Source organism: Halobacillus litoralis, assembly GCF_004101865.1.
Lineage (GTDB): Bacteria > Bacillota > Bacilli > Bacillales > Halobacillaceae > Halobacillus > Halobacillus litoralis_A.
In genome coordinates this window covers 3,653,265-3,673,553 of sequence record NZ_CP026118.1, presented here as the reverse complement: position 1 = coordinate 3,673,553, position 20,289 = coordinate 3,653,265, and the positions used below count along the sequence as shown (strand labels likewise).

Here is a 20,289-nt window from a genome sequence, read left to right as displayed (position 1 = left end):
TTCACCTATTGGCTAAATTATAACGCAAATATAGGTCTTTGTCCTGTAATCATTCGACAAAAACCATACTTTAGACACAAAAAAACTGTCCAATTGAAAATCATTGAACAGTTTGTACCATTTCTTCATAACCAGCCACTTTATTACGTCCTTTCTGTTTCGCACCGACATACATAGCACGATCCGCCTGGCGTATGAGATCCAATGCTTCCTCACAGTGATCAGGATAGGTAGCCACCCCGATACTTGCCGTAATAGAGATCGAAACAGGTGACCGATCATCAAAAATATGTTCATAAGAAGTAAAAGGCTCTTCAAAAATACTGGACCTAATTTGCTCTGCGACACGTTTCGAAGCTGTAGCATCGTAATATGGAAGTAATAGAACAAATTCTTCTCCTCCATATCTGGCAAGAGTACCTTCACTTCCCACTACGTTTTCAAGTCTTTTTGCCAGCTTTGATAAAATTTCATTTCCGCTTCCATGTCCATACGTATCATTCACTTTTTTGAAATGATCGATGTCTAGTAAAACAAGAGAGATGGGTTCGGTTGGGTGCTCATTTTGCCAAGTTGTGAACACTCCTTCTAAATAATCTTCGAAGTAACGATAATTATATAAACCCGTCAAGGCACAACGTTCACTTTCAGCTTTGGTCTTTTCATAGTGGCGAGCATTGTCTATGGCGACACCTAAATAGCTCCCTAAAATGTTCAGGATCATAAACTGAAACTGTAGGAAAGCCCTTCTTTTATTAGAATAAATCGAAATGACTGCGACGATTTCACCTTTTCTTTCAATGGGAACAGAAAGTACACTTTCTGCATGATCTGGTGTGAAACGGTTTTCAAGATGCGACCACTCGGCTTTTTTCTTAAAGAACACACTATTTCCATCTTTCCATGTGTTACCACTTATACTTTCTCCCTTATTCAACTGGATGTCAGGGAAATCGATTTCGCCTGAACGATCGAAGAATCGGATCAAATCCATCTTCTTTGGAGAACAAACATCATAAACAAAGATATAATCAACTGGCAGTAATTTACTGAGCCTGTCAACGAAAATATCCAGGACTTCTTTCACACCGAGTTCACCTGTCAATTCATGGCCGATTTTACTTGTCTCTTTCAAATATGTATTGATCTGATTACTATTGTGATAAAGCATCAGCATACCAGATATGAAAATGAACGGAATACCGACAAAGAAAATGCCGCTTACTCCGAATTCAGAAAAAACCATGTACAGCACGAAGCCGATCGGAAGGACAAGACATGCTGTCATCATCTCCCAAACCAAACCTTTATCTAACCAGCTCACTTTCTTTCTATATAGTACTTTAGCGACCACTTTGATGGTAAATTGGTTAAGGACCAATTGAGAAAGAGCGTATGATACTATTGGAACAGCATCTGTAATGCTGTTCACTGCTGCTTCCCCATGTGTGCCGCCTAAACCATAGTAAATCAGTGCTGAGACGACAGAGATGAGTAAAAACATAAGAAGATTGAGCGGTATGCGATGGGATTGACTTTTTCCTACCCTCATTTTAGCCATCAATGCGAAGATGGCTATCTGCGAGACAATGATTTCAATGAACAATCCATAGTATAGAAATACTGCAAACGCAATACCATGAGTGAAAAATACAGGGTTGTCCCCTACCTGTAAAGGAAACAAAGCGACGATGGACGCAAGAATGATAAATGAAAGAATTTCAACTGCGTTACCTGAGACGACAGGATCCAGCCATGTGTAAAGTCCATAGAGGCTGACCGGCCACACGAGTATCCATGTGAGCCACACCATTAATATTTTCCCCTTCGTCAACCTCACCACCCCATCCCTTAGCCCTGTATATAGTTAAGACTTTTTTACCATGTGAAAATTCAGAACATTAACATATTATCATAGAGCTGCTCTTGATTCAAAATATTTCCTTACATTTGAGATGAAATATAAGGAGCCTGTAATCAATAATACACCATTTTGTCCCACCTCTTCTGCAGCTAGTTCAATCGCCTCAGAATATTGCGATACTGCAAAAGTCTCTTTAATGGGGGAAAGTTCAGCTAAGTCGGGGGCAGATAAAGACCTCGGAAAATCAAAGGTCGTAGCATAAACCACATCTGCTATATCACTCAGTTGTTTCAACATTTTTTTGACGGGTTTATCCTCTAAAGCGGCATATACTAAAGCGATTTTTTTGCCGTCGTAGTGGCTTTTCACTGTCTCAACAAGGGCTCGGGTCCCTTCTTCATTATGAGCGCCGTCGATGATAGTCAAAGGCGTGTTCATCACTTTTTCAAATCGTGCCGGCCAAGTTGTCTGTTTGACTCCAATTCCATACAGGCTACGATCTATGAGCACACCTTGAGATTTCATAATTTCCATTGTCTGGAGTGCTAATGCAGCATTCTCTACTTGATGTGGGCCTTTCATTGAACTTAACAATTCGTCTGTAGTATATTCTTTATTCTTGAAAGAGAATACTTCTCCATCAGGAATGCTTCCGCTATGTTCAACATAGAACTCTTTTCCTAAGGTGTACAAATCTGCATCACATTTTTCAGCTTGCTGGTGAATGACTTTCCAAGCCTCCGCTTGCTTGACTCCTGTCACAACAGGGACCCCTTTTTTAATGATGCCAGCTTTTTCTTCTGCAATCTGTTCTATCGTGGACCCGAGGATGTTCATATGATCAAGACCGATATTCGTAATAGCTGAAAGGATAGGCGTTACAATATTGGTCGAATCATACCTTCCTCCTAAGCCCGTTTCAATCAGAACATAATTTAAATGCTGGTGTGAGAAATAAACCATCGCCATAGCTGTGATGATTTCAAACTCTGTTGGTTCGCCAAGTGGTGTACGCTGCAGTTCTTCAGCTAAAGGCTTCATTCTTTCTACAAGGAGAGCAAGGGATTCATCGGAAATCGCCAGCCCGTTCATACTGATTCTTTCATTGAATTTTTCTATATAGGGCGACGTAAACGTGCCAACTGAATAGCCTTGTGCTTGGAGCAAGTGGCGCAAAAAAGAAACCGTTGATCCTTTACCGTTTGTACCAGCGATATGGATGACACGGAGTTTTGCTTCTGGATGACCCAGTTTTTCCATCATCCACGACATTCGCTTTAACCCAGGTTTTACTTTGAATTTCTCTCTTGAGTGGATCCAGTCAATTGCATCTTGGTAGTTCATCAATTCATCCCTCATTTCAAAAATGGGAGAGTACTCCGCAGAATACCCTCCCATACCAATTATGCTTTTAACTCTTTGATGCGTGCTTCTGTTTTCGCACGTTTATCAAGATAGTCTGTTTCTTTTTCACGTTCTTCTTCAACAACATGCTCTGGTGCTTTACTGACAAAGCCCTGGTTGGAAAGTTTCTTTTGGACGCGTGTTACTTCCTGATCCCATTTCTTCCATTCGTTCTCAAGGCGCTCGATTTCATCATCAATGTTGATCAGCCCTGCTAATGGAAGGTACAGCTCTGCTCCAGTTACAACAGCAGACATTGCTTTTTCAGGTGCCTGAATGTCCGTAGCCATCGTCAATTCACTTGGATTACAGAACCGCTCCAAGTAATCACGGTTCTTCTCAAGTTCATTCAACACTTCTTCGTCTTTCGTCTGGATCATTAACTGAATTTCTTTAGACATTGGTGTATCTACCTCAGCCCGGATATTTCTGACTGATCGAATAATGGACACGAGTCGTTCCATCTCCTGGACCGCTTGCTCATTATGGAAATCTTCACGTACTTCCGGCCATGCCGCCTGAGTGATCGACTCCCCTTCATGAGGCAAGTGCTGCCAAATCTCTTCAGTAATAAATGGCATAAACGGGTGTAGCATACGCATGATTTGGTCCAGTGTATAGGCGAGAATTGACCGTGTTGTTAATATACGCTCTTCATCTTCGCCATATAAAGGAAGTTTCGCCATTTCAATATACCAATCACAGAAGTCATCCCATATGAAGTTGTACAAGTGACGACCGGCTTCTCCGAATTCGTATTTATCGATATTGGTAGTCACCTGTTCTATCGTCTGGTTCAACCGAGTGAGTATCCATTGGTCAGCAACTGACTTTTCACCAGAAAGGTCGATATCTTCAAATTTCAAGTCTCCCATATTCATAAGTGCGAACCGGGAAGCATTCCATATTTTATTGGCAAAGTTCCAAGTAGATTCTACTTTTTCCCAATGGAACCGCAAGTCCTGCCCTGGTGAAGAACCAGTGGATAGGAAATAACGAAGTGAATCAGCTCCATATTTATCAATGACATCCATCGGATCAACACCGTTGCCTAACGATTTACTCATTTTACGTCCATCCGCATCACGGACAAGGCCATGAATCAATACGTCTTCAAAAGGACGCTCATCAGTGAATTCGAGCGATTGGAAAATCATCCGACTGACCCAGAAACCGATAATATCATAGCCTGTAACAAGTACATTGGTCGGGAAATAGCGTTGGTAATCTTCGCTTTGCTCATCAGGCCAGCCCATAGTCGAAAATGGCCATAGGGCAGAAGAAAACCAAGTATCTAGAACATCATCGTCTTGTTTCCAGTTTTCCAGATCTTCAGGTGCTTCTTTGCCAACATAAACCTCACCGGTTTCTTTATGATACCAAGCTGGAATCCGGTGCCCCCACCATAATTGACGGGAAATACACCAATCACGTGTGTTCTCCATCCAATGTAAGTATGGTTTTTCAAAGCGATCAGGCACGAAATGGACCTTGTCTTCACCTTTTTGCAATTCAATGGAGGCATCTGCAAGTGGCTTCATGTCGACGAACCATTGAGTGGATAGATAAGGCTCAACAACTGCCCCGCTACGTTCAGAATGCCCTACAGAGTGCATATGGTCTTCAATTTCAAAAAGAACGCTTTGTTCTTGAAGATCTTTGACGATTTGTTTACGACACTCAAACCGATCCATACCCTTATATTTTCCAGCGTTTTCATTCATGGATCCATCTTCATTCATAACGAGAACTCGCTCTAAGTCATGACGGTTTCCGATTTCAAAGTCATTAGGATCGTGGGCAGGGGTGATTTTCACCGCACCAGAGCCGAAGTCCATATCCACATAATCGTCAGCGACAATTTCGATCTCTCGGCCGATGATTGGTAATACAGCCTTTTTACCAATCAAATGTTTGTAACGTTCATCTTCTGGATGTACAGCAATGGCTGTGTCACCAAGCATTGTTTCTGGACGAGTGGTCGCGATATCAATGGTGCCTTCATCATCCTTCAACGGGTATCGCATATGATAAAATGCACCCTGGACATCTTTGTATTCTACTTCAATATCCGAAAGCGCCGTTTGAGTGGCGGGATCCCAATTGATGATGTATTCTCCGCGATAAACCATCCCCTTTTCATAAAGGGTGACGAAAACCTCTTTTACAGCGTCAGATAAACCGTCATCAAGTGTGAAGCGCTCACGGGAATAGTCTAAACCAAGGCCCATTTTTTCCCACTGAGCGCGGATGAACTTCGCATATTCATGCTTCCATTCCCACGACTTTTCAAGAAATTTTTCACGGCCAAGATCATGACGTGATACCCCTTCTTCACGCAGTTTCGCATCCACTTTCGCTTGAGTTGCAATCCCTGCATGGTCCATACCAGGAAGCCATAATACATCATAGCCCTGCATTCGTTTCACACGAGTAAGGATATCCTGCAATGTCGTATCCCATGCATGACCAAGGTGAAGTTTACCTGTCACATTCGGGGGCGGAATGACGATTGTATAAGGTTCCTTATTCTTATCACCTGTAGCTTCAAAAAATTTACCATCTACCCAATATCGATACCGATCCTTTTCAATTGTGGCAGGATCGTATTTCGTGGGCATCGAAAGATCTTCTTGACTCATTTCGACCTTCCTCCTTCTATTTTCTTTATCAAAATAAAAATCCCTTCCATCCAAAAAAGGACGAAAGGGATTCATTTCCGTGGTACCACCTTAATTTACAGGAATCACTCCTGTACACTCGACTAAGATAACGGCTTCTAACCGGCTTCTCCTACTTCATTGTTCAAAGAAGCTGCATCAAGGGCGACCTTCCATCAACAGGGTTCCTGGAAAACTCTCACCAAATGTTTTCCTCTCTGAAGGAATTGTTAACGTACTCTTCCCTATCTAAGCATTTCACGTATAAAGACTATATTACATATTGTATATAGAAATGACTCATTTAGTCAACTATGGATCAAAAAATGCACAAAAGCCCCTGGACGAATATCCAGGAGCCATCCTTGAATCTGTCAGAAAAGAGGTGCTGTGAGTGAGCCGCTTTTATCGTTACCGTTTGCCACCATGGTGTAGAAACTGGCTTTATGTCATTGAAAAATCGATGTTGCCAATCGTAATTTTCCAAGCGATCAGAACCCTTATTTTCCCCACCACCTTCGATATTTTCCTGCTGGGTCTGGTGTTGGGTATCTTCCTTGCCTTCAAATATAAATGGCTTTAACTTGGAATATAAACGATCTGTCCAGGAGATACATCTTCTGCATAATCATTGACGCGCTCCAACTGTTTTACAGAAACGTCATACTTCTCAGCAATAGAGGACATGGTTTCCTCTTCCTGGGCAATATACATCTTCATTTGAGTGTACGTTTCTTCTCTGTTCGGGAACAGATGCTTAAAGATCTGCTTGATCCCATCCATACCTCCTGGGGCTTCTGCGCTCTCTCGTGATGAAACAGATTCAGAAGAAGAAGGATTCATATCTTCAACGTTCACTTCCCCCCAGTTCTCAGTATTTTCATAGGAGTTCTCTTCGGGTGGAGGGCTTTGTTGATGCATATCAGGGGCATGGCCAAAAAACTCAGGAAAGCTTTGCGTTTTCTTATAAAGCCATCTCCCACCTTCATCATCACCCTGATCATCCGGATTTGCAGCATCGTTTTCGTCGTTAATCCGAAATACCGGTGCTTCACGTTCTGGAAAAACTGGGCGATCTTCTTGAGCTGGCACATCCATGTTGACTGGTCCAACCCCTGCAGACTCATCGAAGTCATGCGGATTGGCTGCCGGCGTCTGCTTTTCTTCTACTCCATTGATATTCAAGTGGGCATGCAGCCGAAGTTGACGATTTGCAGGTAGTTCATAGTCAAAGCTTTCAATATCGATCAATACATCTTCTAAATTTGAAACTCTTTCTAAAGGAACCGTGATTTCCACAGGGAAGGCATGCGTAAACAAGTGAACCCCTTCTTCGGAAGGCTCTACATGATCCATAACCCGTACAGACTGAGCGTATGACCCATCCTCTTGATTGGAAGCTTCTCCAGTCGGTATATATTCGCCGGCCAGTTCCACTGTGCCTTTCAGCCGTACTTCATCCCCCAGCTCTTCAATGGTTATTTCGGGCTCAAGCGATATTCCTATCAACTCACGTACTCCCTGTCCTTCCTTAAACCATATCGATTCATCTAAATAAAATGAAAATACATTTTGTTTGTTTTGCAATTTTTAGTCCCCTCCCTAAGATCATAAAAACTATTCTCTATTATCACCTTATGCGGAGATTGGATTTATATACATCAAGTCAATATAGAAGCCAAAAAAACGCATGAGAGCAAAAAAACTCCATGCGCTTTTTTCTTATTTAATTGTGGAGAATACTTTTTCTGCCGCTTCAATTGTTTTTTCAATGTCTTCATCTGAATGCTTGACTGATAAGAACAAACCTTCAAATTGAGAAGGCGGTAAATAAATACCTTCCTGAACCATCCCCTGGAAGTAGCGGGTGAACATTGCTAAGTCGGATTGGTTTGCTGTTTCAAAATTAGTCACAGGTTCATCTGCAAAGAAGAAACCGACCATGGAACCCGCACGATTAACTGTCAAAGGAACTCCATGCTTCTCAGCTGCTTGCTGATAACCTTCAATAAGACGATCCACTTTCCTATTGATCGTTGCATAAGCATCTTTGGTCATTGCTGAAATCGTCTCGTATCCAGCGGTCATCGCAAGAGGATTACCTGATAAAGTTCCAGCCTGATAGATATCTCCTACCGGGGCTACACGCTCCATGATTTCACGTTTCCCACCATAAGCACCGACCGGCAGTCCACCGCCAATCACTTTACCTAGACAGGTCATGTCCGGGGTAACACCGAAGTGGCCTTGAGCACTATGGTAACCAACACGGAAGCCTGTCATGACTTCATCAAAAATCAGCACAGTTCCATTGTCATCCGTAAGCTGTCGTAAATCCTGAAGGAAGCCTTCATTCGGTGGTACCACTCCCATATTACCGGAAACTGGTTCAATAATGACCGCTGCAAGGTCATCACCGAATTCTTCAAATACATAGCGCACACTTTCAAGGTCGTTATAAGGAACTGTAATCGTATTTTGGGCAATTGATTCTGGTACCCCAGGTGAATCGGGGAGACCGAGTGTTGCTACACCTGAACCTGCTTTGATCAGCAAAGAATCCCCATGTCCGTGGTAGTTGCCTTCAAATTTCAAAATCTTGTCACGACCAGTATAACCTCGGGCCACTCGTAACGCGCTCATCGTCGCTTCTGTACCTGAATTGACCATACGTAACATTTCAATTGAAGGTACCCGCTCTTTTACAAGTTCAGCAAGTTGGTTTTCTATTTCTGTCGGCGCACCGAAACTCGTCCCATTAGCAGTGACTTGCTTCAACGACTCTGTCACCTTTTCATCTGCATGACCTAAAATCAAAGGACCAAAACTCAGGACATAATCGATATACTCATTTCCATCCACGTCATAAAGCTTCGAACCTGAACCTTTTTCCATGAAAATCGGATCCATTTCTACGGAAGTGAATGCCCGAACAGGTGAATTGACTCCCCCAGGCATTAAGTCTACTGCTTTTTTATATGCATTTGAAGAACGTTTAAATTCTTTCATAACCACGCATCCTTTCTAACCATTGAGTATCGTTTATTGATTCAGCCAACGTGCTGCATCTTTAGCAAAATAAGTGATAATCAGATCTGCTCCAGCCCGTTTCATGCTTGTCAGTTTTTCAAGGACGATTTCTTGCTCATTGACCCATCCATTTTGAGAAGCTGCTTTGATCATCGAATACTCTCCGCTCACATTATAAGCGACTAATGGTAAATTAAACCGATCCTTCACTTCTCTCATGATATCAAGGTAGGCCAAAGCTGGTTTAACAATCAAAAAGTCCGCCCCTTCGTCTACATCTGACTCTGCTTCACGAATCGCTTCAAGACGATTTGATGGATCCATTTGATAGGCGCGACGATCACCGAATTGTGGGGAGCTGTGAGCAGCGTCACGGAATGGACCATAAAATGAGGAAGCATATTTCACAGCATAAGACATGACCGGAACATGGCAGAACCCTGCTTCATCCAGCCCTTTACGGATGGCAGCAACGAAACCGTCCATCATATTAGAAGGAGCAATGATGTCTGCTCCTGCTTGTGCTTGAGTGACAGCAGTTTTCGTGATATAAGATAGGGACTCATCATTTGCGATATCTCCCTCACGTACAACTCCACAGTGGCCATGATCTGTATATTGGCAAAGACAGGTATCAGCAACCACCGTCAGTGATGGCGTGTCCTCTTTTATCTGTCGGATGGCCCTTTGAACGATTCCATCTTCATGATAAGCTTGACTACCTACTTCGTCTTTTTCATTAGGCACCCCGAACACAATGACAGAGCGGATATTTAAATCCACGAGTTCTTTCATCTCTTCATTTAAATAGTCTAATGTCACTTGGTGGACACCAGGCATAGAAGCTACTGGATTTTTTATTCCTTCTCCTTCAAGCACGAAGATAGGGAAAATCAAATCTTCTGTACGAAGGTGTGTTTCTCTTACTAACGCTCTCATTGATTCTGTTCTGCGCAGACGCCGGTGTCGCTTAAAGTCTATGTCTCTCATCGTTATCGTTCTCCTTCATATGAAAAGTAATGGACAAGTTGGGCAAACATGCTGTCCACAGTATAGAGTTCCGGGGTAAAGACATGTTTGAAACCATAACGCCTAGCTGTTTCAGCAGTGGTCGGGCCTATACAAAAACATGGCAGGTCAAGCCCATTCAGTTTTATATTTCTTACAATTGACATGTATGCATGAATAGTTGATGGACTTGTGAAAGTCAAAGCATCAAGAATGTCTTTTTCAAGCCAGCCCTTTACTTGTTCGTGTTCATCTTTTACTAATAGCGTATCATACACGGTAATGGATTGAAAAAAAACGCCCTTCTCCTTAAAGGCCCCTGGTATAACATCCCTTGAACGGCTGCCTCGTATGTATAGGAGCTTCCCAGGTCGTGGATACCGTTCAAAAAACTGACTCACCATTGAGGAAGCATTGAAACGATCTGGCATGAAATCAGCCCTGTGACCATGTTGAATCAGCATTTGTTCTGTCTTTTCTCCTATGATTGCAAAGCGAAGGTGCGCCGGAACAGCAACATCACTATTACTCAGCAGCTCGAAAAAAAACTTCACGCCATTAGAGCTTGTTAAAAAAACCCAAGAATAGTCGTGAAGATGATAGAGGATCTGACGATTAGACCCTGAGTCATTCAATTGGAAGGTCAATAGAGGAGCCTGATATACGACCCCTCCATGCCCTTCAATCAGTTCAGTAAATGGCTCTGCCTGGGATTTTTCTCTCGTAATGAGAATGCTCTTCCCTTGCAATGCATTCATTATTGTCCATACTCCTCTTTGGCATCATCGACGATTTCTTGAGCGCCTTGAGCCTTCAGTCGATCAGCTGCTTCTTTCCCCACTGCTAATGGATCTTTTCCAGTCACTGTTTCATGAAGAATCGTTTTGCCATCCGGGGTACCTACTAAAGCATTCAAAGTGATCTCTTCTCCTTGACGATATGCGTATCCCCCGATTGGAACCTGACATCCTCCATTCAAATCATGGAGGAACTTACGTTCAGCTGCTACGGTGGTTTGTGTGTATTCGTGATTAAGCTTCATGAGGAAGTCTCTAAGCTCAGAATCATTTTCACGGCATTGAATCGCCAGGGCACCTTGTCCGACAGCAGGAACACATACATCAGGCTCTAAATATTCGGTGACCAGGTTATCATCCCAGCCCATCCTTTTAAGACCTGCTGCTGCAAGTACGATGGCGTCATAGTCTTCTTCCTTTAACTTTCTAAGACGTGTGTCGATATTTCCACGGATCCACTTGATTTCCAGATCTGGCCGGACAGCTTTGATTTGAGAACCGCGACGCAAACTGCTTGTCCCTACAATGCTGCCTTCAGGCAAGTCTTTCAACAGGACATCATCATTCGATACAAAGGCATCCCTGTGATCTTCCCGGATCGGTACAGAAGCAACAGTCAGTCCTTCAGCCACCACTGCAGGCATGTCCTTCATACTATGGACGGCCATATCAATTTCACCATCATACATGGCTTGTTCTATTTCTTTGATAAAAAGACCTTTCCCACCCACTTTTGAAAGCGTAACATCCAGGATTTGATCTCCTTTCGTAGTAATCCGCTTAATTTCAAACTCATAAGATGGGTCGATATTTTTCAGCTGTTCTATCACCCATTCTGTTTGAGTGATGGCCAAGTTACTTTTACGTGAACCAATGATGATTTTTCTCACATGAGTTCCTCCTCAATTACTAGAAATGAAAATTAGATAATGAACCGAATAAAAAGAAATTAATTAATAAAAATAGAAACGCAGCTGAATTGAAAATCGAAATGGCTCTTCCTTGATAACCCTTGACGACACGCAATATCAGATAAATGATATAAACGGTTAATACCAACAATGAACCCAGAGTCTTAGAGTCATACCAATAGAATACGTCTGTTGATACATAACCCCAGACTACTCCAAGTATAATCGCAATCAGCAGTAAAGGAACACCCAGAATGACGGCAATGTAAGAAAAATGATCGAGCTTCGTCAAATCTCCCAGCCGAAACAGCTTTGCATTCCACTTTTTCTTTTTTAAAAGCCGGTACTGCAGTAAATACATTATCGAGAAAATGAACGATAAGGTGAAAAAGCCATAAGAAACGATGGCTAAACTGATATGAATCACTAAGAGTTCATTGACGAGAGCGACACCACGATTATCTAAAATGTTCTGTGCTCTTGTCGATATATGGATAATCATAATTAGAAACCCTACTACGTTAGTGAAAAAGACAAGAAAATCTACCCGGAACAATTTATTGATGATCAAAGAAAACGTAACCAGAATCCACGCGTAAAAATAAAGTCCGTCATAAACCGTCATAATCGGAAAATTTTCTTTAATGAACACTTGAGATAACAGGAAAAACGTTTGTAAAATCCAGACCATACTAAGTAACCAGAAGGCAGCGATATTAGCCTTCCGGTTATTTTGTACAAAGTCGATGAAGTATCCAATTAGACTGAGCCCGTAGAGGAATAGAATGAGTTCATAAACCCATTTGAATTCAAGCATTTACATGTCCACCCTTATGAATTGACCATGGGGTTGATGATCGAAATAGGTTCACTTGCCTCTGAACTGTGTTTCACTGTCACGTTGCTCTTCTTTTCCTGTTCTTCTACCTCTTTTTCAACTTGTTCTTCAATACCGAAAATCTGAGTAAATAAGCGCAAGGACTCTTCTGAGTCAGGCTGGGCCGCCAGCTCCTTAGCCTGAGAAATCGGTTCTTTCAACATTTGGTTAATAATGCTTTTCGTATGTTTATTGAGTACTTTCCGTTCACGGTCAGATAAGTCAGGCATTTTACGTTCAATACTCTTCATCGTTTCATTTTGAATACCTAAAGCTTTTGATCTCAAAGCTGATATGACAGGAACAACACCGATAGTTTGCAGCCATTGTTTGAATTCAACGATTTCCGCTTCAATCATGACTTCAATCTCTTCTGCTGCCTGTTTACGTAAAGCTAAATTCGCATCGACGATTCCCTGCAGGTCATCGATATCATATAAAAAGACACTTTCGAGTGTTTCCATTGCTGGATCCAAATCCCTGGGAACAGCTATATCCACGAAGAATAAAGGCTTCCCTTTTCGTTTACGGTGAATCGGTTCCATCAGCTCCCGTGTGATAACATATTCCGAGGCTCCAGTGGAACTAATGACAATATCAGCATCTCTTAAAACATCTTCCAACTCGTCCATTGTTCTGGCGTCTCCACTGAACTGGTCTGCTACCTGTTGGGCTTTGGTCAACGTACGATTCACGACAGAAACTTTCCGCACACCTGAACCATGCAGGTTTTTAGCAGCAAGCTCCCCCATCTTTCCAGCCCCAAGAATTACGATATGCTTGTGGACTAAATCTCCGAAAATTTTGCGAGCTAACTCTACAGCTGCATAGCTTACAGAAACCGCATTATCTCCAATCTCCGTTTCTTTATGGGCTTTCTTTGCCATTGTAACCGATTGTTTGAACAATTGATTGAAAATCGTACCTGTGGAACCCGCTTCTTGAGCACGGAGAAAAGATTGTTTCATCTGTCCTAAAATCTGCGTCTCTCCAAGAACCATGGAATCAAGCCCTGAGGTCACACGAAGCAAATGTTCAATCGCCCCGTCCGTTTCGTAAATAGAGAGAAAAGGAGAAAACTGATTCTTTTCGACATTGAACCAATCTGCTAAAAATTGCTTAATATAATAACGGCCAGTGTGGAGCTGATCCACGACGGCATAAATTTCAGTACGATTACATGTAGAAATAATCACATTCTCCAATACACTTTTCTGTGTATTAAGCTGTGACATAGCTTCTTCCAGGCGACCCTCAGAAAATGTGAGCTTTTCCCGAATTTCCACAGGGGCTGTTCTGTAATTAAGACCAACAGCTAAAATATGCATTTCATCTACCCCCATTTAACGTTCAACACTTAGCACTTATCCATTATTATAGCACAAAATCCCGACAATTTTTTTATTGAAATATGAACAGGTTTTGAAACTGTTATGATAGGATAAGATTACATTGAATAATAAATCATAACGAACAATTTATAAACACTTTTAATTATAATCCGATTGTAATATATCAAAACAAGCCGCAAAGCGCAAGGAAACGAGATTGGAAATCATGTCAGTCAGGAAGTGATCACTTTGAACAAGCAAAATTCTTTACTCGGTTTTTTACTAATCGGATTAGGTGCCTATTTTTTCCTTCGTCATCTCAATATACCCGAGTTGAGTCCATTTTACTCATGGCCCTCGCTGATCTTGGTTATCGGCGGCTCATTTCTTTTACATAGCTATATTGCTAAGGATTACACAAACCTTTTCACAGGTGCTCTGCTCTTCGGATTCGGTCTCCATTTCTTAGCAGTACAGCACTTTCCCTTTTGGATCGACCATTGGGCGTCCTACTTACTGATCATTGGCATCGCTTTTCTTTTGCATTATCAGAAAACAAAACATAACCTGATTCCAGCACTTGTATTATTAGGGCTCGGTTTATTTGCCTTGTTTACACCTACCACTCCAATGTGGTTACTATGGGTCCAACAGATATTCGATTTAATTGAGAGTTTTTGGCCGCTTGTAATAATCGGTTTTGGAATTTATTTATTGAAGAAAAAATAAAAGGAGCACGACAGTGAATGTCGCGCTCCTTTTTTGGTTCTTAAATGGATAGGAAAGTGGAAACATGGTCATTAATCCCTTTTATAATATAGATCCTAAGAATGCTTGCGTACGCTCTTCTTGAGGGTTTTCGAAGATGTCCTTAGGTGCTCCTGTCTCAACGATCTTACCATCGTGCATGTAAACAACCCGGTCTGCCACCTCACGAGCGAAGCCCATTTCATGTGTAACTACTACCATGGTCATCCCTTCCTGGGCAAGGTCTTTCATCGTTTGTAATACTTCTCCGACAAGTTCAGGATCCAGGGCTGATGTGGGTTCATCGAACAACATGATTTCAGGTTTCATCGCAAGGGCACGAGCAATCGCAACCCTTTGCTTCTGTCCACCTGATAATCGAGAAGGGTAGTCATCTGCTTTTTCAGCTAAGCCGACTTTCTCAAGTAATTCTTTCCCTTCTTTTCTTGCTTGGGCTTTTGGAATTCTTTTCACTTGCATTGGCGCTTCTATCACGTTACCTAAAACTGTTTTATGGGGAAACAAGTTAAAGTGTTGGAAAACCATCCCGATTTGTTGACGTACTTCATTTAAATTGTCTTTCTTTGGGTCCACTTCTTTTCCTTTGATAAATAGATCGCCACTATTTTTCATTTCAAGAAAATTGAGGCAGCGGAGCATCGTACTTTTCCCAGAACCACTAGCTCCGATAAGTACGACAACTTCGCTTTCTTCCACATGAAAGTCAATATCCCTGAGTACGTGCAGATCACCGAAGTATTTATTTAATTTATTTACATGGATCATTTGCTCTGCCAAAATAATTTCCTCCTCTATTAATCACTTACAGCCATTTTCTTCTCAATCATACCGACAGCAAGAGTCAGTAGGAATACAAGAATCAAATACCATACAGCACTCACGAGCAACCAGGTCATATAGTCGAATGTATTCGCACCTTGTGTTGTAGCTACGGCGAATATCTCTGAGACCCCGATAAAGGCGGCAAGAGACGAATCCTTCAAACCAATGATAAACTGATTCCCCAAAGGAGGCAATGCGCGACGGAAAGCTTGAGGCAATATAATACGGCGCATCGTCAATGTTCTGCTCATCCCTACCGAACGACCCGCTTCTGATTGGCCCTTTCCAATTGATTGGATGGAACCTCGGAAGATTTCAGCTATATAGGCACCGTTGTGGAAAGCTAGTCCTAAAGCTACGGACCAGAAGCCACTGATCATCCATATTTCAGTAAGCCCATAATAGAACACAAAGATTTGCACAATCAAAGGAGTTCCGCGGACCACATAGATATAAATATTTGCGATCCATTCCAGTGGTTTAATCTTTGAAATTTTCATAAAGGCAAACATTAAACCGATAAAAATCGCAATAAAAATAGAAACAGCAGTCAATGCCAACGTCATCTGGGCAGCCTCGAAGAAAATCCCCCGGCTGCTTACTAACGAATCCCAAAAGTTAATAAAATTTAAATACAATTCCCTTCAACTCCTCCATAAGGTCAAAAAAGAGTACGCAGCTGCGCACTCTTTTGACTTCGTTCTCTTCTAAAACAGCGACTTCATTCAGGAACGGTCGTAATATCTTCTCCGAAGTATTCTTCACTTATTTCAGTAAGAGTTCCATTCTCGCGAAGTTTATCTAGAGCTGCATTGATTTCTTCCAGTAATGCTTCGTTTTCCTTAGATACGGCTATCGCCTGCTCACTACGCTCAATCATTTCTTTTGCTTCGATTTCAAGACCTTCACCTGAAGCCTCTTTACCTGTCAGGAAGTCTGTGATGACTGCATCATGACGTCCTTTAGCTAAAGACTGCAAAGCTACGACATCACTGTCATATGTTTTTACATTGTCGGTTACTTCCTCAGCGTATTTGCTATAGGTAGAACCCTTTGAAATGGCAATTTCCATACCCTCTAAATCCTCAAGAGATTGAACATCACTATCAGGACGAGTAAAGATTTGAGCTCCTGAGTAGTAATATGGTGTGGAGAAGTCGACTTCCTTCTGCCGTTCTTCAGTAATGGTATGGCTGGCAACTGCTGCATCGAAACGTTCAGTCTTTACGCCCTCCACAATACTGGCGAATTTCTGTTTTTGTGGATTTGGCTCTAAACCAAGCTCTTCGGCAATTGCATTCGCAACGTCAATGTCGTAGCCGGTCATTTCTCCGCTAGCATCTGTCATACTGAATGGTCGGAACTCTCCAGATGCAGCAAAAGTAAATTTCCCATCTTCAACTAAATTATATTCCGTATCTGCTGACCCTTCTGTCGTATCTTCATTAGTATCTCCCGTTGTTTCACCATCATCTTCGCTGCTTCCGCAAGCGGCAAGCGCAAAAATAGTTAAAATACTTAGGGTGATCATTAATAAATACTTCTTCATAATCACTAAACTCTTCCCTTCATAGGTTTGTCATCTTTCTGTAATAATAGCGACACTTTAAATTATATATAATTATCTAATTATTCCCAAAATTAAAGAGGGGTCAAATATAGTCAAAATAATGTAAACACCCCCTCTGGATGATCTAATACTTGTCCTTCCTTACAAATACACGTAATTTCTTAAAAATAATCTGAATTTGTATTAATATGCTCAAAATACGCTTATTCATGTATAAAAAAACCACCACTCATTGCGAGAAGTGGCTTTCAAAACATCTTAAAGAATCTACTTTAATATACTATATAACAGAACATTACATGTTAAGGTGAGAAAGCATTGTCCGCCAGGCTACGTCTTTTCCTTCTCCTGTCTCAGCAGAAAATGGGATAAGGGTATCCTCTTCTTCCATTTCCAATACTTCACGAACCATTTTCACCTGTTTGTGTCGTTGGCCTTTTTTGATTTTATCCATTTTGGTGGCTATAACCATGACAGGGAGCTCGAAATGTTTTAAATAATCATACATCAACTTATCATCTTCTGTGGGTTTATGACGAATATCGATGATGAGTGCAGTCGCTTTGATTTGGTCACGTTCTGCAAAATACTCCTCCATCATCCTTCCCCATTTAGCCCGTTCCTTTTTAGAGACTTTGGCGTAGCCATAACCCGGGACGTCCACAAAATGAAACTTGTCATTAATGATATAAAAGTTCAGCGTTTGGGTCTTTCCCGGTTTGGATGAGGTTCTGGCCAAATTCTTACGTTGAATCATCCGATTGATGAAAGATGATTTCCCCACATTAGACCTTCCTGCAAGCGCGATTTCTGGAATCGGTGCTTTAGGATATTGCTTTTTACTCGCCGCACTGATGACGATATCTGCATAATTAACCTTCATTTACATCCTCCACTAATGCTTGTTCTAATACTTGGTCCAAGTGTTTTACAGGGACGAAAGTCAAATTTTCGCGGATGCTTTCCGGGATATCATCTAAATCTTTCTCATTTTGATCTGGGATGATGATTTTCGTCAGCCCCGCCCGGTGAGCACTCAAGGATTTTTCTTTCAGACCTCCGATAGGCAGCACTCTGCCTCTTAAAGTGATTTCCCCTGTCATTCCAACTTCTTTACGTACAGGACGCCCCGTCAGAGCCGAAACCAGTGCTGTAGCCATTGTGATTCCAGCAGATGGTCCATCTTTTGGTGTAGCCCCTTCAGGTACATGAATATGAATATCGTTTTTTTCTACAAAATCAGCATCAATATTCAATTCTTTCGCTCTGGAGCGGATATAACTGAAAGCGGCTTGTGCTGACTCTTTCATTACATCTCCCAATTTACCAGTTAATGTCAAATTGCCTTTACCTGGATAAATCGATACCTCGATCGATAAAGTGTCTCCACCTGCTGTTGTGTAGGCTAACCCAGTTGCTGCTCCTATTTGGTCCTCAAGCTCTGCCCGTCCATAACGGAACTTCGGTCTACCTAATAGTTCTTCCAACTGTTTTTCAGTTACTACGACCCGTTGCTTTTCACCTGCGACGATAATCTTAGCTGCTTTTCTGCACAAACTTGCCAGTTCTCGCTCCAACCCACGTACACCTGCTTCTCTCGTATACCTGCGGATCAACTTAAGTAGAGCTTCATCTCGCAACTGAATCTGGTTCCTTTTCAAACCGTTCTCTTTTACTTGTTTAGAAAGTAAGTGCTCTTTCGCAATGTGTAATTTTTCAACTTCTGTGTAGCCGGCGATTGTTATAATTTCCATACGGTCCCTCAATGGACCAGGGATATTAGAGATGTTATTAGCTGTGGCTACGAACATCACTTTAGAAAGGTCATAATGCTCTTCAATGAAATGATCACTGAACGTACCATTTTGTTCAGGATCTAAAACTTCCAACATGGCAGAAGAAGGATCACCACGAAAATCACTTGCCATTTTATCTATCTCGTCTAATAAGAATACCGGGTTGATGGTTTCCGCTCTTTTCATGCCTTGAATAATCCGGCCGGGCATTGCCCCTATATAAGTCCTGCGGTGCCCGCGTATTTCCGCTTCGTCTCTTATTCCACCGACTGAAATCCGGACGAATTTCCTGTTGATAGAACGGGCAATTGATTTAGCCAGGGAAGTTTTACCTACTCCTGGAGGGCCTGCTAAACATAAAATCGGACCCTTGATGGATTGTGTCAACTTTTGAACAGCTAAATATTCTAATACTCGTTCTTTCACTTTTTCTAAGCCGTAATGATCTTCGTCCAATATCGTTTCGGCATGGTTTACATCTAAATTATCTTCTGTTTCTTCTGACCAAGGAAGTGACACCAACCATTCGATATAATTCCGAATCACAGAGCTTTCTGCTGAACTCTGAGGTACTTTCTCATAACGCCCCAACTCTTTGTATGCTACTTCTTCTACACGTTCAGGCATACTTGCTTCTTCAATCTTTTCTTTCAGCTGAGCAACTTCTCCCGATTTACCATCTTTATCGCCCAGCTCATTTTGTATTGCTTTCATTTGTTCACGTAAATAGTATTCTTTTTGGGTCTTTTCCATCGATTTTTTTACCCTTTGACCGATCTTTTGTTCGATTTGCAATACTTCACGTTCATTACCAATCATATCAATCAGCTTTTGCAGACGCTCCTTGACATTTCTTGTTTCAAGCATCATCTGCTTATCCTTCAACTTGATTGGTAAATGAGAAGAAACCATATCAGCTAAGTGACTGGGATCGTCTATGTCTGAAACGGTATTATAAGTTTCCTTGCTTACTTTTTTGGAAACTTTGACGAACTTTTCAAATTGATCCATCAAAGTACGCATAAGGGCCTCTTCTTCATTTCCATCCCCATGTTCATCTTCAAACTGGAGAATATCGGCCTGATAGAATTCTTCTCCATCAGTCACCTTTTCTATACTTGCCCGATAAAGCCCCTCTACCAACACACGGTTAGTCCCATTCGGGAGTTTGACCATTTGTTTGACACGTGCTACGGTCCCAACAGTATAAAGGTCTTCGTGTGACGGCTCATCAATATTTACTTCTTTTTGTGATACAAGAAAGATTTCATTATCATCCATCATCGATTGTTCTAATGCCTGGACGGACTTTTCACGGCCTACATCCAAATGGAGAACCATCGATGGATACACAAGCAATCCCCTGAGAGGAAGTAGAGGCATCATTTTTCTTTGTTTGTCTGTCATCACTTGCACCTCCGTTTAATGCAAATACGTATTATTATCATATA

Annotated in this window: 17 protein-coding genes and 1 other annotated feature; of the genes, 2 read left to right on the top strand and 15 right to left on the bottom strand. The window is 41.8% G+C overall.

All coding sequences use genetic code 11. The features are described 5' to 3' along the window. Positions 1-100: 100 nt before the first annotated feature. The 3 genes from HLI_RS18100 to HLI_RS18090 form a co-directional block, all read right to left on the bottom strand. On the bottom strand, positions 101-1,813 hold the full coding sequence (locus HLI_RS18100) for a sensor domain-containing diguanylate cyclase (protein ID WP_128526307.1): 1,713 nt from the start codon (positions 1,811-1,813) through the stop codon (positions 101-103). 99 nt (positions 1,814-1,912) lie between these two features. Continuing rightward, positions 1,913-3,208, bottom strand: coding sequence for a bifunctional folylpolyglutamate synthase/dihydrofolate synthase (locus tag HLI_RS18095; protein ID WP_128526306.1), 1,296 nt, complete (start codon positions 3,206-3,208; stop codon positions 1,913-1,915). A gap of 59 nt (positions 3,209-3,267) precedes the next feature. Beyond that, positions 3,268-5,910: a valine--tRNA ligase gene (locus HLI_RS18090; protein ID WP_128526305.1), complete on the bottom strand. Its 2,643-nt coding sequence runs from the start codon at positions 5,908-5,910 to the stop codon at positions 3,268-3,270. A gap of 53 nt (positions 5,911-5,963) precedes the next feature. Then, positions 5,964-6,189 (bottom strand) — a binding site (T-box leader). Positions 6,190-6,322: 133 nt separating this feature from the next. On the opposite strand from HLI_RS18090, the gene HLI_RS18085 reads away from it, so the two are divergent. Further along, positions 6,323-6,511 (top strand): hypothetical protein, encoded by a 189-nt coding sequence (locus tag HLI_RS18085; protein ID WP_128526304.1) that lies wholly within the window; start codon positions 6,323-6,325, stop codon positions 6,509-6,511. On the opposite strand, the gene spoVID is transcribed toward HLI_RS18085, so the two are convergent. The 7 genes from spoVID to hemA form a co-directional block, all read right to left on the bottom strand. Continuing rightward, the gene (gene spoVID / locus HLI_RS18080) at positions 6,508-7,515 is read right to left on the bottom strand and encodes a stage VI sporulation protein D (protein ID WP_128526303.1); all 1,008 of its coding nucleotides are present in this window, start codon (positions 7,513-7,515) and stop codon (positions 6,508-6,510) included. The genes HLI_RS18085 and spoVID overlap by 4 nt on opposite strands. Before the next feature lie 135 nt (positions 7,516-7,650). Continuing rightward, entirely contained in the window at positions 7,651-8,937 is a 1,287-nt protein-coding gene (gene hemL / locus HLI_RS18075) for a glutamate-1-semialdehyde 2,1-aminomutase (RefSeq protein ID WP_128526302.1), read from the bottom strand. Positions 8,938-8,970: 33 nt separating this feature from the next. Then, positions 8,971-9,948: a porphobilinogen synthase gene (gene hemB, locus HLI_RS18070; RefSeq protein ID WP_128526301.1), complete on the bottom strand. Its 978-nt coding sequence runs from the start codon at positions 9,946-9,948 to the stop codon at positions 8,971-8,973. A gap of 2 nt (positions 9,949-9,950) precedes the next feature. After that, positions 9,951-10,724: a uroporphyrinogen-III synthase gene (locus tag HLI_RS18065; protein WP_128526300.1), complete on the bottom strand. Its 774-nt coding sequence runs from the start codon at positions 10,722-10,724 to the stop codon at positions 9,951-9,953. Then, on the bottom strand, positions 10,724-11,653 hold the full coding sequence (gene hemC, locus HLI_RS18060) for a hydroxymethylbilane synthase (RefSeq protein ID WP_128526299.1): 930 nt from the start codon (positions 11,651-11,653) through the stop codon (positions 10,724-10,726). The genes HLI_RS18065 and hemC overlap by 1 nt, the downstream gene beginning before the upstream one ends. A 19-nt stretch (positions 11,654-11,672) precedes the next feature. Further along, positions 11,673-12,491 (bottom strand): cytochrome c biogenesis protein, encoded by an 819-nt coding sequence (locus HLI_RS18055; protein WP_128526298.1) that lies wholly within the window; start codon positions 12,489-12,491, stop codon positions 11,673-11,675. Positions 12,492-12,505: 14 nt separating this feature from the next. Beyond that, positions 12,506-13,879 carry a glutamyl-tRNA reductase gene (hemA, locus tag HLI_RS18050; RefSeq protein ID WP_128526297.1) on the bottom strand — a complete coding sequence of 458 codons (1,374 nt, stop codon included), beginning with the start codon at positions 13,877-13,879 and terminating at the stop codon, positions 12,506-12,508. 252 nt (positions 13,880-14,131) lie between these two features. On the opposite strand from hemA, the gene HLI_RS18045 reads away from it, so the two are divergent. After that, positions 14,132-14,611, top strand: coding sequence for a LiaI-LiaF-like domain-containing protein (locus HLI_RS18045; protein WP_128526296.1), 480 nt, complete (start codon positions 14,132-14,134; stop codon positions 14,609-14,611). A gap of 81 nt (positions 14,612-14,692) precedes the next feature. On the opposite strand, the gene HLI_RS18040 is transcribed toward HLI_RS18045, so the two are convergent. The 5 genes from HLI_RS18040 to lon all read right to left on the bottom strand — a co-directional run bounded on the left by HLI_RS18040 (position 14,693) and on the right by lon (position 20,245). Next, entirely contained in the window at positions 14,693-15,415 is a 723-nt protein-coding gene (locus tag HLI_RS18040) for an amino acid ABC transporter ATP-binding protein (protein ID WP_164908638.1), read from the bottom strand. A 29-nt stretch (positions 15,416-15,444) separates the two neighbouring features. Continuing rightward, positions 15,445-16,038, bottom strand: a complete 594-nt coding sequence (locus HLI_RS18035) for an amino acid ABC transporter permease (protein ID WP_241656018.1) — start codon at positions 16,036-16,038, stop codon at positions 15,445-15,447. 155 nt (positions 16,039-16,193) lie between these two features. Continuing rightward, positions 16,194-17,021, bottom strand: coding sequence for a transporter substrate-binding domain-containing protein (locus HLI_RS18030; RefSeq protein WP_128526294.1), 828 nt, complete (start codon positions 17,019-17,021; stop codon positions 16,194-16,196). Positions 17,022-17,337: 316 nt separating this feature from the next. After that, a complete protein-coding gene (gene yihA / locus HLI_RS18025) occupies positions 17,338-17,925 on the bottom strand; it encodes a ribosome biogenesis GTP-binding protein YihA/YsxC (protein WP_128526293.1) in 588 nt (195 codons plus the stop codon). Beyond that, complete coding sequence (lon, locus tag HLI_RS18020; RefSeq protein ID WP_128526292.1) at positions 17,915-20,245, bottom strand: endopeptidase La; 2,331 nt, start codon at positions 20,243-20,245, stop codon at positions 17,915-17,917. Before lon ends, yihA begins: the two co-directional genes overlap by 11 nt. Positions 20,246-20,289: the final 44 nt, after the last annotated feature.